This is a genomic window from Stenotrophomonas sp. P5_A9 (assembly GCF_056400525.1).
In genome coordinates, this window is sequence record NZ_JBFULC010000005.1 from 82,149 (window position 1) to 98,716 (window position 16,568).

Below are 16,568 nucleotides of genomic sequence, written 5' to 3' on the forward strand. Positions count from 1 at the left end.
GGGGATCCGTTATCACGCTCCCGGCTTCCCCGGCGGCGGAGTGTCGCCTCGTTCGTGCCAGGCCGGGATTTCCAGCGCATGGCGTTCGAGCATGGCCTGTATACACGCACGCGCATGGTGCCTCTCCGCGTTCTCGCATTGGTCGAGAATCTCGCCACTCAGCTGTTCAAACTGCGTCCAGAATTGCGCTGGGTGGCGCACTCGCGCCACCCAGTGGTCCAGCTTGTCGGCCAGCGCATCAAGTTGCACCTGTATCTCGGCGCGCACGTTCATCCCGGAGGTGCACCCAGATCAAGCGCGACACGGTAGTAATGACCGTCGTCGCGGAGCAGGACGCTGAGGTCCGGCTGCAGGACGTCATCCACATGCAGCGTCGGCTGACCCTGGGCCGTGCGGGTCACCACGAACTCATACAGGCTGCGCCCGAAGCGGTAGCTCAATTCGAAGGACGGCCAGTGATCGGGCAGGCACGGTTCAAGCGAGAGACGATCGCCGTCGCGACGGATGCCGAGCAGGGATTCGACCAGCAGGCGATACATCCACCCGGCCGATCCGGTGTACCACGTCCAGCCGCCTCGCCCGACGTGCGGCGACACGGCGTAGACATCGGCGGCCAACACATAGGGTTCGACGCGGTAAGTCTGGACCGCCTCGGCATCCAGCGTGTGGTTCAGGGGGTTGATCATGCCGGCCAGCTCCCAGGCACGCACTGCATCGCCCTGTTGGGCGAATGCCATCGCCGCCCACACCGCCGCATGGGTGTACTGGCCGCCATTCTCGCGCACGCCCGGTACGTAACCCCGAATGTAACCGGGGTCCTCCGTGGTCTGGTCGAAGGGCGGGTCGAGGAGCTGGATCAGCTTGGCGTCCTTTCGCACCAGATGCGTGTACAGCGAATCCAGCGCTTGGCTGGCACGCTCAGGCGCGGCCACGCCTGACAGCACCGACCAGCTCTGGGAGATCGAATCAATGCGGCATTCCTGGTTCTGTGACGAGCCCAGCGTGGCGCCGTTGTCGAACCAGGCGCGGCGATACCACGCGCCGTCCCAGGCATGCTGTTCCAGGTTCTGACGCAGGCGTTCGGCCTGTTCTTCGCACCATTGCGCACGGGCGGCATCGCCACGCGCGTTGGCCAGCCCGATGAAGCGGCGAAGCGTGTCATGCAGGAAGAATCCGAGCCACACACTTTCACCGCGCTGCTGGTCGCCGACGCGGTTCATGCCGTCGTTCCAATCGCCGCTGCCCATCAGCGGAAGCCCACGTTCACCGAGCAGCCGGCACCCGCGCTCCAGCGCGACGACGCAGTGCGCATACAACGTGCCGCGCTGTGCCGAAAGGGTGGGCATGTCGTAGTAGCCTTCCTCTTCCGGGGTCACCGCGCGCCCCTCGATGAAGCCGACCACTTCGTCCAGCACGCTGGCGTCGCCGGTGACCTCCAGGTAGCGGCATGCACCCTGGGGCAGCCACAGATAGTCGTCCGAGCAGCGGGTGCGCACGCCGCGACCCTGCGGCGGGTGCCACCAGTGCATCACATCGCCTTCGGTGAACTGGTGTGCCGCGCAGAGCAGCAGGTGTTCGCGGGTCAGGTCCGGGCGCGCGTGCACGAGGGCGAGCGCGTCCTGCAGCTGGTCGCGGAAGCCGAACGCGCCGCCGGACTGATAGTAGCCACTGCGTGCCAGGTAGCGGCAGCCCAGGGTCTGGTAGACCAGCCAGCCATTGGCCAGTGCGTCGAACGCCGGGTCCGGCGTGCGTACCTGCACCGTGGCCAGTACGTTGCGCCAGTGGATGCGCACGGCGTCCAGCGCATCGATGGCTTCCTGGTTGCCCTGGCGGCTTCGTGCCAACGCCAGCGTTTCCTCGCGGTCGCGCCCGGCGCCAAGGCGGAACGTGGTTTCACTGCGGTCGCCCGGCGCCAGCTCCAGCGGCACCTGGATCGCCGCGCAGGGATCCATGCCCGCACCGGCCCGTGCATCCAGACGCTCGCGGCGCAACGCGGCCGGTGCATGCAGGCCGCCGTTGCGGCCGATAAACTCCAGGCGGTCACAGGTCCAGCCGCAGCCCTCGGCATCGGTGTCGAAGAAGGCCATCCGGCCGCCGAACTCGGTGCTGTAGCTGTTGCGCGCCAGCAGCGCCCCGGTCTGCAGATCGCGTTCGGTGACCACGTGCATGCGCGACTTCGGGCGCAGGTCACCCATGACCCACTCCACGTAGCCGATGGCCGACAGCCGCCGTGGCCGGCCCGAGAGGTTGTGCAACCGCAGGACCGAGAACTTCAGTGGCGCGGTGACATCGACGAAGACCCACAACTCGCTGGCGATACCGTCTTCGATGTGCTCGTAGACCGTGTAGCCGAAGCCGTGGCGGGTACGGTACGCACCGGTGCCCCGGCAGGGCAGCGGCATCGGCGACCAGACACGGCCGGTTTCCTCATCGCGCACGTAGAAGGCTTCGCCGCCGGTATCGGACACCGGATCATTGAGCCAGGGCGTCAAGCGGAATTCGTGTGCGTTTTCGAACCAGGTATAGCCCGGTGCACTCTCGCTGACGACCGTGCCCAGACGGGCGTTCGCGATCACGTTCGCCCAGGGCGCCGGCGTCGGGGCGCCTTCGCGCACCACCACCACGTATTCGCGGCCGTCCTCGCTGAAACTGCCGGTGCCGTTGTCGAATCGGCCGGCGCCGCGGTACGGAAGGAACGGCCACGGGTCGTCCACCTCTTCGTCGTGCTCAACGCCCGGGGGCAGTCCGGGTTCGGGTCCCGGGTCGGCGATGACGGGCAGCCCGGGCGTCGCGTCCATCGCCAGGGCCAGCTCCTGCTGCTCCGCCTGCGGCACCAGAGCCGGAATCCGTCGCACAGGCAGCGGTTGGCGCCCCACCTGCGCCGCCAGCGTGCCGTCCTCGTCGCTGAGCACCACCCGTGCCACCGCCTGCAGCAGAACGCGGTCCTCGTGGCTCATGTTCTGCACCGGCCGCACGAAAATGCCGCCGGGGCGATCTAGCAGGCCCGTCTCCGAACTGGCGGCCACCATCCCCAGGATCTGGTCCTGCAGTTCCTGCCGATAGCCGGCCTTGCTGTCGTTCCAGATCACCAGGTCGGTGTTGAGTCCCTTCTGGCGCCAATACGCGTGCGCCTGCACCAGCTGCCTGACCAGTTCCACGTTCTCCGCGTCGGTGACCTTGAGCAGGACGATGGGCAGGTCGCCCGAGATGGCATGGCCCCACAGCCCGGATTGCCCTCGCTGGTTCTGCTGCAGGACGGCGTCGCCCGCTCGCAGCAGCGGATTGGCATACAGCACGTGGCTGGCCAGGCGCTCGTAGAGCGAGGCCTCGGCCTGGCTGGCATTGATCTGCCGGCGCACCACCTGGCTGTGTGTCCAGGACAGGTCGAAGACACGGTCCGCCAGGCGGCGATCACGGTACTTGTCGACCATGGCCTCGCAACCGACGCGGTCGGCGCCGATGCCATACACCATGTCCAGCTGCACGGTCTGCTCGGGCTCCAGCACCACCCGCACGCGGATGGCCACGATCGGGTCGAGCACCGAGCCGTCCGTGCCCGAGAGCTCGGTGTCGGTGGTCAACGCCTGCGGCGTCCGCGGCGTGTTGCCACGGCCCAGGAAGCGCGCACGGTCGGTTTCGTAGGAGATCGACGCGACCTCGGCGTCATGCACCGCGACCAGATGGAACATCCACGGTGGGACTTCGTCGTGCGAACGGGGCCGGCGCGTGCAGAGCACGGCTTGCTTGGCGGCCAGGATCTCGCTCTGCACGAAGAGGTTGCTGAAGGCCGGATGCGCGTCGTCCGACGCTGCGGGCGCCAGCACCACTTCGGCATAGGTGGTGATCTCCACCGTGCGCTGGCGACGGCCGCGGTTGGTCAGGCGCAGGCGCCTGAGCTCGATGTCGTCCTCGGCGGAGATGGCGACCTGCAGATGGCTCTCGCAGCCGCGGCGCGCGCCGCGGAACTCTGCCTTGGCGTCGGAGAAGATCGCCTCGTAATGGTCCAGCGCCACGCAGGTGGGCTGGTAGGCGGCGGACCAGAACTCGCCGTTGTCCACGTCGCGCAGGTAGCAGAACGTGCCCCAGGCGTCGGTGGTGCCGTCTTCGCGCCAGCGAGTGAGCGACAGGTCGCCGTGGCGGCTGTAGCCGCCGCCGGCATGGGTCAGCATGCTGTGGTAGCGCCCGTTGGAGAGCAGCTGCACTTCCGGGCGCGGGCCCGCCGGGTCGCGCAGGACGCGCAGGGAGGTCTCGTGCTCGGCCATGGCCGAATGCTCGCCCAGCGCTTCGACCTCATGCGGATGGAATACGCCGATGCGCGGGATGCGTTCCTGCAGCAGCAGCAAGGTGGCCTGGAACTCGGTATCGGCAACAAAACGGCGCTGCATCGGCTGGTCGCGCAACAGGTAATCCAGCGACAGCAGGCCCATGCCCTGGTGGTGGGCCATGAACGAACGCAACAGAACGTGATCCTGTCCCGGCGGTACCCGGGCGGGGGTGTAGTCGATCGCTTCGTACATGCCAAAGCGCCCGGAGAACCCCAACCCTTCGAGGGCCTGGAGGTTCTGGCACGCCGCCTCCGGTGCCACCATCAGCGCCATCATGCTGGCATAGGGGGCAATGACCCGATCCTGGCCGAGGCCGCGCTTGAGACCCAATCCGGGCACACCGAACGCGCGGTACTGGTAGTTCAGGCGGGCATCGACGGCGTTATAGCCGGACTCGGACACGCCCCACGGCAGGTTCAAGGTGCGGCCGTAGACGATCTGCGCCTCGACCGCATGTCGCGCGGTCTGGTCGAGCAGCGTATCGGGATAGCTGGGCATCACCAGCTGCGGCATGAGGTACTCGAACATCGAGCCACTCCATGACAACAACGTCGGCGTGCCGTTGACCTCGGTGAGCATCCGGCCAAGCGCGAACCAGCTCTCCTGTGACAACTGGCCCTGGGCGATGGCGACGAAGGCGCACAGCCGCGCTTCGGACGCCAGCAGATCGTAGAAGCTGTTGTCGAGGCGATGGTCGTCGACGTTGTAGCCGATCGAGAGCAGGTTGCGGGTACGGTAGAACAGGAACCCGTACTCCATCAGCGAGAACTGCCCGGCGCGGTGCGCCAGCGCCTGCAGCTGCTCGATGCGCGCGCGCGCGTCCGCACCGGCGGAGCCGGGCAGGGCGGACAATTGGCGCAGGCTCGGTACTGGCGCCTCGTCGTCCGCGCCGGCATCGGCAGGGAGGTCGGCAAGTGTCGCGTGGGCGGCATGGCATTCGGCAGCGAACAGGGCGGGCCAGTGCAGCGCACCTTCCTCGGACGACTCCGGTGCCGGCCAGTGCGCCAGCATGGCGTCGGCCAGACCGGCCAGCTCCTGCAACCGGGCGAGCAGCTGCGTCGTCCCACGCGGGTGGTCGGTACGCGTTGCCGCCAGGCGCTGGCGAAGGTGGTTGAGCGCCTCGCTCAGTACTGCGTCAGCGGGGCGATGGCGCTGCCGTTCCTCTTCCAGTACGCCGAGCGTATCGGCCAGGCCATCGAAGGTGTGTGGCGCCAGCACCGGCGCGTCCACCAGCGCGAGCAGGCCTTGGCGCAGCGTCAGCAGGTGGCCCGCCAGGTTGCCGCTGTCCACGGTGGAGACGTAGCGCGGCTGCAGCGGCGCCAGGGTTTCGGTGTCGTACCAGTTCAGGAAGTGGCCGCGATGGCGCGGCAGCTGGTCCAGCGTATCGAAGGTGAGGGCGGTGCGTTCCGCGACCGCGCCCAGCTGGAGCCAGCCGAAATCCCACGCGGACAGATTGGCCAGCAGGGACAGGCCGATGTTGGTCGGCGAGGTGCGCCGCGCCACCACCAGCGTCGGGTGCTCCTGGATGTTGTCCGGCGGCAGCCAATGATCCTGCTCGCGCACCCACGCCTGGAAGAACGACCAGGTGCGCCGCGCCAGCCGGCCCAGGAACGCCCGCTGGGTCACCGACAGCTCGGCCACGCTTGCGGCCGGCGGCCGGCCCAGCCACGCCATCAACGCGGGCGCGAAGGTCCACGCCAACAGCAGGGGCAGGGCGACAGGCAGTGCCTGCGGAGCCACGCTGGCCACGACCGCTGCCAGCGCAACCGCCAGCACCGACGCGGGCGCCATCACCCGCCATTCCGCGCCGCGGTCGCTGCCGAGGCGGCGCTCGACTTCGCTGGAGGGGTTCCATTGCAGCAGATGGCGGCGGGTGACGGTCATGCGCCAGAGCGTGCGCAGCACCGCGCCACCGGCCAGCAACGCTTCGTAGGGCAGACACGCGACCTGGGTGGCCGCGCGCAGCAACGACTGCAGCGTGCCGCGCCCGACCATGATGTAGTGCGCTTCCAGCGGGGTGTCGTCCGGAACGCTCAGCGCATCGCGCAGCATGCCGATCAGCGGCGGCGCGAACCACAGGGCCAGCACCCATGCCGTCCACGCAGCCGGGCTTTCGGCATACAGCCAACCCGCCACCAGCAAGGCCAAGGCTGCGATCGGCACCAGGCTCCGGCGCAGGTTGTCCAGCAACTTGCCGCGCGACAGCAGGCTGAGGGGGTTGCGTTCCCACCCCGATCCCGGGCGCGGTGTCCACGGCATCAACCAGGGTAACAGCTGCCAGTCGCCGCGGATCCAGCGCGCACGGCGCTTGGCGTCGGCGGCGTAGCGTTCGGGATAGTCCTCGTACAGGCGCACATCGCTGACCAGGCCGGCGCGTGCATAGCAGCCTTCCAGCAGGTCGTGGCTGAGGATGCGGTTCTCGGGCAGGCGGCCCTCGAGCGCATGCTCGAACGCTTCGACGTCATAGATGCCCTTGCCCACGAACGAGCCTTCGTCGAACAGGTCCTGGTRGACATCCGAGACCATGCGCGAGTACGGATCGATGCCGGGCTCGCTGCCGAACATCCGGGCAAACCGCGAGGTGCGGCGCGTGCCCAGACTGGTACCGACGCTGGGCTGCAGGATGCCGTAGCCCTCCACCACGCGTTGCAGCGCCGGATCGAAGCGCGGGCGGTTGAGCGGGTGCGCCAAGGTGGCGACGAAGGCGCGTGCGGCATCCCGCGGAAGCTGCGTGTCCGAATCCAGGGTGATGACGTAGCGGACGCCGACCAAGGCAGCCGTGTCACCGACGGTGCGCATGAACGCGGCCGCATCGCCCTGACGGAGCAGGGCGTTGAGCGCTGCAAGCTTGCCGCGCTTGCGCTCGTGTCCCATCCACACCCCTTCGCCCGGGTTCCATTGCCTGGCGCGGTGCAGCAGGTAGAAGCGATCGCCGCGCTCGGCCGCATAGCGACTGTTCAATTCCTCGATCCGCTCCACGGCATGCGCAAGCAGGGTGTCGTCCGTCGGTGTCTCGGCGGCCGCGGCGTCTAGGAAGTCTGTCAGCAGCACGAAGCGCAGCTGAGGATCGCGGTTGGCCAGGAAGCGGACCTCCAGCGCCTCGGTCAGGACATCGATGCCGTCGATACTGGACAGCATCGAGGGGACCGCGACCACGGTGGAGCAGGCGGCCGGGATCCCTTCGCTGAAATCGAGCTTGGGCAGGGGCCGGGGCGTGACCAGTACCGTCGCCGTCCAGTTCACCAGGACGATGCCCAGCTCGCTGAACACCAGCAGCCCGAACAGCGCGGCCAGCCAGACGGGTACCGCGCCACTGCCCGATGCCAGCAGGCCAGCGGTGGCCACCACCGCCAGCAGGGCAATCGGCAGCAGGTATTGGGCAAGTGGCACGCGGTGCGCCAGCCGCCGTGCCTTGCGGTGGCGCGGTGCCGCCTCGGCCACCGCGTCCACGGTGGTGTTCACGCCTTCGCCGACGAGCCAATAGCCTACGTGCGTACGTGGCCCATCGAGCGGCTCAGCTGCTCGTGCCAGGTCCAGCGCGATGGTCGCAACGCGCTCTTCGGCGACGCGGCTACCGCGCGCAATCTTCTCTACGACATGGCGATAGGCGTCGCGGGTGCCGAAATCCATCTGCGGATAGACGGCCATCGGGTCTTCCCGCAGCCGCTGCTCGACCACACTCATGTCTTCGACAAAGGTGCGCCAATCCATGGTGGAGAGGAAGCGCAGGCTGCCGATGCTGTTGCCGATGGAGACCTGGTCGGCCGCCTGCTGCTGGCCCTCGGCGGCGACCAGTTCATCGATGCGCTGCCCAGCCGCGGCGGCCCACTGTTCCAGCCAGGCGATGGGCATGGCCCAAGCACCGCCGCGCCCCTGCAGCGACCGGGTCAGCTCAGCGATGAACGCGCCGGTCAAGGGCGGCTCGGAGCGTGCCATGTCGGCCACCACGAGGACGACATCGGTCGGGGTATCGGACGCCGCGCGATTGAGGCTGTCCGCCCATTGGGCAGCCAGGCCACGGTCCGTCCCGTCGCGCATCACCCGCGCCGCCATGCGCCGCAGATTCTCCAGCAGGGCCAGGCGCAGCATGATCGGAACGGCCCACAGTTCGCCCAGGCTCAGCGGCGCGAGCGACTGGTACGAGGCGATGAAGCGGCCCAGCGTATCGCCGTCAATGCGGCCATCGCCATGCGCGATGGCCTGCATCGACAGCTCATACACCCGCGGCAACCCGGCCGAGGGGCCGGCGACAAGGGAAGGCAACTGCCGGCTGTAGCCGCGCGGCAGGTGACGTCGCGCGGTCTGGATCTGTTCTTCGATCAGGTAGTAGTTGTCGAGCAGCCATTCCCCGGCCGGGGTCACCGGCCGCTGTTCGCGTACTACGTTGCTGAGCAGCGTGTTGGCGTCTTCCAGGACACGCTCGTTGGCTTGCAGGCGATCGAGCAGGCGCTCTGCGCCCGGTCGCATCCGCACCCGATGCTGGCGCGCAAGGGCGCGGCCGTAGACCTCCATCTGTTCAACGCTGTACAGCGCGGCGCGCAGGGGGCCCTCGGTGGCCTCGATGGCCGGTGCCGAGGCCTGGCGCTCACGCCAGCGCCAACGGACAAGACGACGCAGGCGGAGCCAACGACCAAAAAGACGGCGAAAGTGGGGCATGGTTTACCGAGGGGGGCAGGTCGCGGCCTTCATAGTTGCATTCGGGGCGGCGTGGTAGTTGTGAAGGTCGCGAGCGCGAGCGGCCCGGATGGTCACAACGCAACCTCAGGCGGTCGGGACAGTGCCGCCGTCGATCGTGTACTCCGATCCGGAGATGGACGCCGCCCGCGGCGAGACCAGGAATGCAATCAGATCGGCCACCTCGGCTGGCTTGGCCGGGAGCCCCAGCGGAATGCCGCCCAGCCCCTGCATGACCTGCTGTTTGGCGCCCTCATAATCTGTGCCTGCATTGGACGCAATCCGCCCGACGAATGCGATCGCAGCGTCTGTCTCGATCCAGCCCGGCGACACGCGGACCACGCGCCCCCCCTTGGGGGTGACTTCCTTGGAGAGGGCCTTGCTGTGGGTGGACAACGCCGCCTTCGCTGCGGCATAGGCAATCGTGGCGTCATGCAGCGGCAGTAGCCGCTGGATCGACGTCACATGCAGACGTGCCTCAGCCGCTCGCCGCTGAAGGGTGGTCGGGCGACGTATGGGTATCGAACGGTCGGGCTGCGAGTATTATCGCGAGACGGCACACGTAGACAGGCTGACCACAAGCCTCCCAAGTCTCATTGAATCCCATCTCGAGGCCGCCTCATGGCGCTTGAAGCAGACACGCCGGATCATCATCGGCAGCGTTCGGACTACATCAAGGGCATCATTCATCGCCAGCCGCCCAAGCCTTCGCCTGTTTCGCAGGTGGACGGCACGCCTAGGACTATCGTTCAGTTTTGGCACGACTTCCAGAACCTGCCGCCCGACGTACTTCAGTGCATTGAATCTTGGATTTATTGGCAAAAAGCAGGCTATGCCCACCGACTGTTCGATGCGGATGGAGCTGCTGCTTACATTGAAAAGCATCTCAGCCCGTTGCACCTTTCAGCTTACAGGCGCTGTTACCATCCTGCGATGCAGGCTGATTATTTCCGATTGTGCTTCCTGCACGTTGAGGGAGGGCTGTACGTGGACGCAGACGATGTCTGCATAGCCGGGGACATTAGCCCGTTGTTTAAAGGTCACGGACTTAAAGTTCAGCCGCTTTGCTATGACATTGATTCGGATACGATGGTTCAAGCCTGTGACTTCATGTCGCCGTCAGCGAAGGCGGGCAACTGGATCTTCTATCTGAATAATAATCCATTGTCAGCTCAATCGGGCGACCTGGTTATTGAGGGCGCACTTGAAAGAGCCACTCAATGCCTCGTGGAAGCTGTGCAGGSCGAACTGCCGGAAATCCAGGCGACCACCGGTCCAGGTAATTTGTCCAGGGTAATCTTCCAGATGGGCGTCGCGGGTGAGTTAGACAACGCGATCGTAGTTCTTAAAGACTGGAGCGAATTTGCTGTATCGAAGTGGCCGCTAAGCTACCGCAACGATGATCGCAATTGGCGCAACTCCAACCAACGGGTCTTCGAGAGGCCTGGAGATGAAAACGTATGAACCTATTTCCGCGGTTGGGCGGCCTCCAAAGAGTATTGAACACCCTCCGCATGCGAGCTCGGGTCCTACTTCCTCGTCAATTGTGTCGAGCCTTCAGCCGAGGCGGGAAGTCTGACTGCCTGGCGATCAGCCAGATCTATGTCATCAATCTAGATCGCCAGCCAGAGCGGCTGGTGGCCGTTCAGCAAGAGCTGCGTCGTATCTCGGACGCGTCAGGTAGCCCCTTGCTCGATCTTCTCGTTCGGCATTCGGCTTGCGACGGCATGGCCTACACTACCAGCAGCCTTCAAACACCCGATGTGGATATCCATTACACCTTGGCCGACCAGCTTTCCGTCGAGCCACAGCCTTTGACGCTACCGGCCGCGTTTAAGCTGGATGAGCCGATCCGAATGAGCGACGCCGAGATCGCGGTCGCAAGATCGCATATCGCTGTATGGAAGAAGATCGCGGCATCCGCCGGTGGATATGCGCTTGTGTTAGAGGATGATGTCCTATTCGACAGGGGCTTTGGTACGCTCGTCGATGCTGCTTGGGCAGAGTTGCATGCCAGCAGTAGTTCGGAGCCTGCATTTGATGTTCTGTATCTCTCTTATAAGGAGGTCCGATACGGCGCCCCTAAGGCTCCGATTTCACCAAACGTCTTCCGGCCCGAGCGTGGTCTTTGGTATCTATCAGGGTACGTTCTCTCCGCGCGCGGAGCACAGCGCCTTCTCGATCTCGGGCCTTGCCGAGGCCCGGTAGACCTTTGGATCAACCAGAAGTTTGGCGAGATGGATGTTCGCGCCGTTCGACGATCGGTCATTAGCCAGCGCTGTGATCTCGAATCGACCAACTCCTACTCGATTCTTCCTGCATTGGGCCGAATTGGCATTCTGAATGACACGACTCCTGGCGTGTTTCATCGCCGCCCCACTGAAACACCAGTATTTGCCTTCGGCTCTCCTGGATCCGGCTTGTCGTCACTCGCGATGGCTCTGTCCATGCTCGGCTATCGCTGCTGTAGCGACTTGGAGGACTTGCCTGCAGCGGAAATGTCCGCGCTTCTTGCTGGGCGCCGTGAGGCCGTGTTCAATGCATATGTAAATATTGCCTCGCTTTCAGGCCACGCCGACCTGCTCAGACGGATTTACCCGTGCGCCAGAATTATTGTTATGGGAGATATAGAGACGCGCGAGCACTCGCTGTTAGCCCAATTCGTGTCAGAGGGCGCCCTGCATCTGTCAGATGCAGGGAGTTGGCTCGCGATCTGCCAGTACCTACGTTTAGCGCCGCCGCTGGATGCGTATCCCCGAGTTCCTGAAGTCGGACAACGGGCGCTGGCTGATGTTGATCCTTGCAGACCCGGCGCCACTTTCAGCCGGAAACAGCTAATGCACGACCATTCACCATGGATCGTCCCTCGGGATGTGATGTCAATCGGAATAGGTATTAAGCCCTGTCTGCCCAGTAGGCTAGCTCACATCACCAGATCGCGTTTTATTGATCAACTTCAAGATCTTGATCCGGCGCGATGGATGCTGCGGGAAGATACGTTTCCAGGTAATTTAGGCCTATTTAGGCCCGCAAATGTCACGACCAGTTCCGGACAGGGTGCAGTCCTTGCGGTGCGAAGAGAGGCACTCGGTGTGCGCGATCTGAGCGCCGCAGCCATATCAACCCAAAGCCGGTTCCTGTTCGGCCGCTTCGAAGCTACGTTGCAACCTGCGAATGTTCCGGGGTTAGTTACAGGCTTCTTCCTCCATCGTGACTCCCCTCGCCAAGAGATTGACATTGAGATCACTGGTGACCGCCCCGATCGCTTGCTGGTTAACGTATTTTATAACCCAGGCGCTGAGGGGGCGAAATACGACTACGGATATCGCGGGACGCCGGTAAGTATCGACCTAGGATTCGATGCATCGCAAAGCGCACATAGCTTTGCCATCGAGTGGGAACCAGACGAGATTCGCTGGTTCGTAGATGGGCGACTTGTCCACCGGCGAATGCTGTGGGGTCCCACGCCAATTCCACATCTGCCGATGACTCTACATGTGAACGTGTGGCCCACTCGCTCAACCGAACTCGCCGGCCAACTCCACTTGCTCAGGCTGCCCGCAATCGCGCGGATTAAAGGCATCTCGGTGGATGCCATTACAGCCGGTCAAGATTGCTTTGGCCACTTGCGGCTGTCAAGGCCATCCACGCTTGAGGAGATCACGCCTGCCCAAGTCTGACGGATGTCGCGGCCGGAAGCCGCACTTAATGCCAGTACGGTCTCAACGGGGCAGGGCGCCCGCACAGGGGATAGTTCAATGGCTCGCGGCATCACGGAACTAGACGCGCACGGTGCCGCTGAAGCGCTTGTCGCAGACGGCGAGCGCCCGACGGTGGAGCGCGTTCGGACACACACCGGTACGGGCTCCCGAATACGGTAACCCGCTTGCTGGAGACTTGGTGGCCAAGCCCCGGACGTCGGTTGCCCCCTGAGATTCCAGGCGTGGCTCGTTTAGAGGCTGCGCTTAGGCGAAGCCAGGTGACTGCTGGATACATTTCGGCCTTAGCCGACCCCGGCGAAGCCGTTGCGGCAGTGGGCGTTCCGCGCAACCCACGAGCTACAAGCACCAGCATGGCAACAGTCGCCAGCTTTTGCGCAATCCGCGTCCAAGCGGCCTTCTCAGCCTCAGCTGCTCCGCTCGGCCGTGACCAGCGCAGACCACGTTTCGGGACTGTCGCCGATGTCTAGAGCAATCCTCTCCACGAACTGAATTTCCGCGTTTTTGCCTTGTTTCCAAGTGAAAACAGCGGCTCGCGGTACACCGAGCGCGATGGAGAGGATTGATCGTCTTTGGCCTGCAGCGAAGATTCCTTCTTTACAGCACAGCGTCCTTGAACGCGTAGCAGAGTTCATGCACCTCGTTGGCAGCTCTACTTACGGCGACGAAAAGCGGATCTTCAACGCCGTCAGCGTTGTTTTCCATGTCCACTTCTCTGCCGTGCGCTGCAATAAACGCCGCAGTGAGTTTTCGGATGCTTCGAAGCCTCTCATTGATGCGCGCGAAACTTGTCACATCCTTCGTCCGGAGCTGGACGAGTGTTTCAGTGCTGAGCAAGACGAGCTGAGCGGCATCCTCAAATCCATCAAAGTGGACTTGAAGCTGCCAGAACGTCCTCTCGTCGTCAGGAAGTGCGGCGTATCTGTCGCAGGAGCCCTTGATTCCCACGGCCAACCCCAGTGCTGCGCAGGTGGCAACCAGATGTGCGCGTCGCGCCTTTGCCTCAGTCGCGCGTCGCTCTCGATATTCGCTGATGCGTTGATCGTGCCCTTCTTTGGCATACCTCCAGGCCCCGTAGCCGATCACCCATGTGCCCACAGCGGCGAGCCAATCGGCAACGCTACCGCTGTCAGGTATCTGAGTTCCGCCTGGCGCAGCAAAGAGGATCCAGCTCAGGACCCCGCTCAGAAGAGCGCCGGCGATGCCAGAGAGGACTGCATCGCTCCGCAACACGTAACGGAGTCTTTTCTTAGTAAAGCCCATGCCCCCCCCGTACCTTGGCCGTAGCGAATAGGGGGATTCTCGCATGACCCGGCCATAGCTCTGACCCGCCTGGCCGCCGCCTTGTTCGTCTCAATCGGGGTTAGGGCGCCTCGTTGGACCGCTGCTCCAATCGCGTGAGGAAGGCGCGACCCGCCCAATTCGTGATGCAGCCGTAGTCGCAAAGGCACGCGCCGAACTTCAGCCGGACCGGAATCGAATCCGGCACCTCGAAATCGAGGCGACCAAGCGTGGCGATCTGCTGGCCGATGCCGAGTTCGCCAAGCAGGCCGACCGCGACTACGCCATTGCGATGCTCGACCAGGAAGGCTGCCAGTCAATATGTAACATAATATACATTATGCGAAATGGTAGATCTGTCCCAGACACGCTACTTCAGGTGGCTGGGTCCCGCTTCAGCGGTCGATCGGATCAGAATGTTCGCTGGCCGGATCCAGATCCGCCAGGCGCGCGTCCACCAATCCTGCGCCCCCCTGGCCGATCTGATCAGGGCGACTGTGATCGGGATGGAGATTCGTGAACACAGCAACCGAGACGCCCGTTCCCAGGTATCCGGCGAAGTACGACGTAAACCCTTGCCATGCGCCGTCATGCTCCACGATGGGACCTGATGGGTGGATGCGGACAAACCAGCCGAGACCGTAGCCTTCCTCGGGAACCACGCCGTCGACCGGATATGGTGTCCACATCTGCGCCAACGTAGCGGGAGCCAGGACGGAGGCGCTGCACAAGGCGCGACCCCAGTGCTTCAGATCCCGACCGGTCAGGTCGGCCGTGGAATTGAAGGTGGGCGATACCCAGGCCTGGTTACACAGGGTCCCTCCCCTGCGTTCGTAGCCTGCGGCCCGATGGGGGACGATCTCCTGGTCGGATATCACCCGGGATGCGGTCATGCCGAGACGCCCGAAAATCTCCTCCGCCAGGATGTCGCCGTGGAATTTCCCGGTGATGCTGCGGATGACGGCGCCAAGCAGAAGGTAATTTGCGTTGCGGTAGCTCCATGTTTCTCCTGGGGACGCCTCAACGGGCAGCTGGGAAACCTTCTGCACCAGTTCCGCTTCCGTAAAGTCCCGGCGCACGTCGAACGGCCCGTCGCGGCCGGTGAACTCGTCGCCGTCATAATCGGCAATGCCCGACGTGTGCGAGAGCAGCTGGCCGATGGTGATCGCCTGCCACGTCTCAGGCAGTCCGGCCACATGTGAGCGGATGCTGTCATCCAGGCGAAGACGATATCCGGGGTGGCCGGCACGTCGTGCTCGATGTTCGAAAATCCGTACCCCTTCAAGAGCACGGCGTGCCCATGACGATAGACGCCGAGCGTCAAGCCAGGGATCTGCTGCCGAGTCATTTCAGACGCGACATAGCGGTCAATCGCCTGAAGCTGGGTTACAGGAAGTTCGGCCGGATAGAGTCTTCGCAGAAGTACATGGCGTGCAGAGCGTTACACTGCAATCCTGGAAGGCTAAGCTATGGCCCGTAGCCGCTTGGATAGGGCCAGGACAGGAATTGCACGAAACCGTACGTCAAGGTCCCACGAATGAAGAGCGATTTTAGATGAAGAATTGGCTGATCGGCGTAGTAGTCACCATGGCATGGACCAGCCCGTGCGCTGCTCAAATCGCCCCTGAGTTGCTCGGCGGCGCGGATCCTGGCAAGCCGATGTTCAGCGAATCCTTCTACAAGGGGGTTGATGGCAATTGGGTGCTGGCACGCGAACCCGTCAACACCGGTTACCACTGCTCGGTTAATTTCATCACGCCAGATTCCACCTTTTCGCTTCGTGGCCCCGCCGACGCTGGAATGGCGCGAAAGGGTCATGGCGGCGTTTGGTTCATCAGCGAGGCGATCCCTCCGGTGACAAAGACCGAGATCGTTCCCATCACGTTGTCATCTACCAACCACCCCACGCAGAACGTCCAGGCCGCCCATGTGAGCATGCCGGGCCAGAGCAGTGGGGCGTTGTTGCTCACCATCGACGTGCGGAAATCGGTGAAGGAAAAGCCGGACAGTAATGAGCTCGCTATCCAGTTTCAGGGGAAAGAGGTGTTCCGCTCAAAGGTTGTCCATCTGCAGCTGGCGTATCGCCAGCTTTCGGCTTGCATGAGCGCGGCTCAAAAATAGGCCATGATTTCAGCCGTTTGGCACGTTCAAGATGTCGGCGCAGGCGTCACGTATCTTTCTTGTGTCGCCACTTGCTTCACCGAAGACATTCACATCGGCAACCCTCAGCATCCCGGCGCTGTCCGGGATCAGCACATAGCGGACGTTGCAGCTTTTATAACCGCCGCCGCCATACGTCGCGCCGGTCGCGAGATTCTGCCACATGACGCGATTGTCAAAGGACTGCCCATAAGACAGCGTCCGCGCAATCCCGGCCTGACGGACAGCTGGGTTGCCGTTCGCGGCGACGACCTCTTGCTCGGTCTTGCCCGTCCACACCTGGATCAGGATCGATTCACTGCGCGATAAACGCCTTGTTCCCCGGTATTCAGCGGCGGCCTGAGTAAAATCCAGATCGGCCTTCATCGTCGCCAGACTGCCCTGCACCCTCCCCTGCGCTTCGGTTACT

General features: G+C 64.0%; 8 protein-coding genes and 2 pseudogenes. 4 read left to right on the plus strand and 6 right to left on the minus strand.

Annotated elements, in window-relative coordinates:
- Window positions 1-12 precede the first annotated feature (12 nt).
- The 3 genes from AC1DR7_RS03070 to AC1DR7_RS03080 all read right to left on the minus strand — a co-directional run bounded on the left by AC1DR7_RS03070 (window position 13) and on the right by AC1DR7_RS03080 (window position 9,464).
- Window positions 13-273: a hypothetical protein gene (locus AC1DR7_RS03070; protein WP_457319194.1), complete on the minus strand. Its 261-nt coding sequence runs from the start codon at window positions 271-273 to the stop codon at window positions 13-15.
- Window positions 270-8,981: a GH36-type glycosyl hydrolase domain-containing protein gene (locus tag AC1DR7_RS03075; protein WP_478076391.1), complete on the minus strand. Its 8,712-nt coding sequence runs from the start codon at window positions 8,979-8,981 to the stop codon at window positions 270-272. Before AC1DR7_RS03075 ends, AC1DR7_RS03070 begins: the two co-directional genes overlap by 4 nt.
- A 105-nt stretch (window positions 8,982-9,086) precedes the next feature.
- Window positions 9,087-9,464: an SDR family oxidoreductase gene (locus AC1DR7_RS03080; protein ID WP_457322154.1), complete on the minus strand. Its 378-nt coding sequence runs from the start codon at window positions 9,462-9,464 to the stop codon at window positions 9,087-9,089.
- A 156-nt stretch (window positions 9,465-9,620) separates the two neighbouring features.
- Between AC1DR7_RS03080 and AC1DR7_RS03085 the strand changes: the two genes are divergently transcribed.
- The 3 genes from AC1DR7_RS03085 to AC1DR7_RS03095 all read left to right on the plus strand — a co-directional run bounded on the left by AC1DR7_RS03085 (window position 9,621) and on the right by AC1DR7_RS03095 (window position 12,880).
- Entirely contained in the window at window positions 9,621-10,463 is an 843-nt protein-coding gene (locus AC1DR7_RS03085; protein WP_478076392.1) for a glycosyltransferase family 32 protein, read from the plus strand.
- Between the two features lie 50 nt (window positions 10,464-10,513).
- The gene (locus AC1DR7_RS03090) at window positions 10,514-12,679 is read left to right on the plus strand and encodes a family 16 glycosylhydrolase (protein ID WP_478076393.1); all 2,166 of its coding nucleotides are present in this window, start codon (window positions 10,514-10,516) and stop codon (window positions 12,677-12,679) included.
- A 78-nt stretch (window positions 12,680-12,757) separates the two neighbouring features.
- Window positions 12,758-12,880: a DNA-binding protein gene (locus tag AC1DR7_RS03095; protein WP_457321864.1), complete on the plus strand. Its 123-nt coding sequence runs from the start codon at window positions 12,758-12,760 to the stop codon at window positions 12,878-12,880.
- 435 nt (window positions 12,881-13,315) lie between these two features.
- On the opposite strand, the gene AC1DR7_RS03100 is transcribed toward AC1DR7_RS03095, so the two are convergent.
- Entirely contained in the window at window positions 13,316-13,981 is a 666-nt protein-coding gene (locus tag AC1DR7_RS03100) for a hypothetical protein (RefSeq protein ID WP_478051927.1), read from the minus strand.
- A gap of 413 nt (window positions 13,982-14,394) precedes the next feature.
- Window positions 14,395-15,347 (minus strand): annotated as a pseudogene (locus tag AC1DR7_RS03105) (serine hydrolase domain-containing protein).
- 206 nt (window positions 15,348-15,553) lie between these two features.
- Between AC1DR7_RS03105 and AC1DR7_RS03110 the strand changes: the two are divergent.
- Window positions 15,554-16,120, plus strand: a complete 567-nt coding sequence (locus AC1DR7_RS03110) for a hypothetical protein (protein ID WP_478051928.1) — start codon at window positions 15,554-15,556, stop codon at window positions 16,118-16,120.
- Window positions 16,121-16,129: 9 nt separating this feature from the next.
- On the opposite strand, the pseudogene AC1DR7_RS03115 reads toward AC1DR7_RS03110, so the two are convergent.
- Window positions 16,130-16,568: pseudogene (locus AC1DR7_RS03115) on the minus strand (hypothetical protein); the annotation flags it as partial.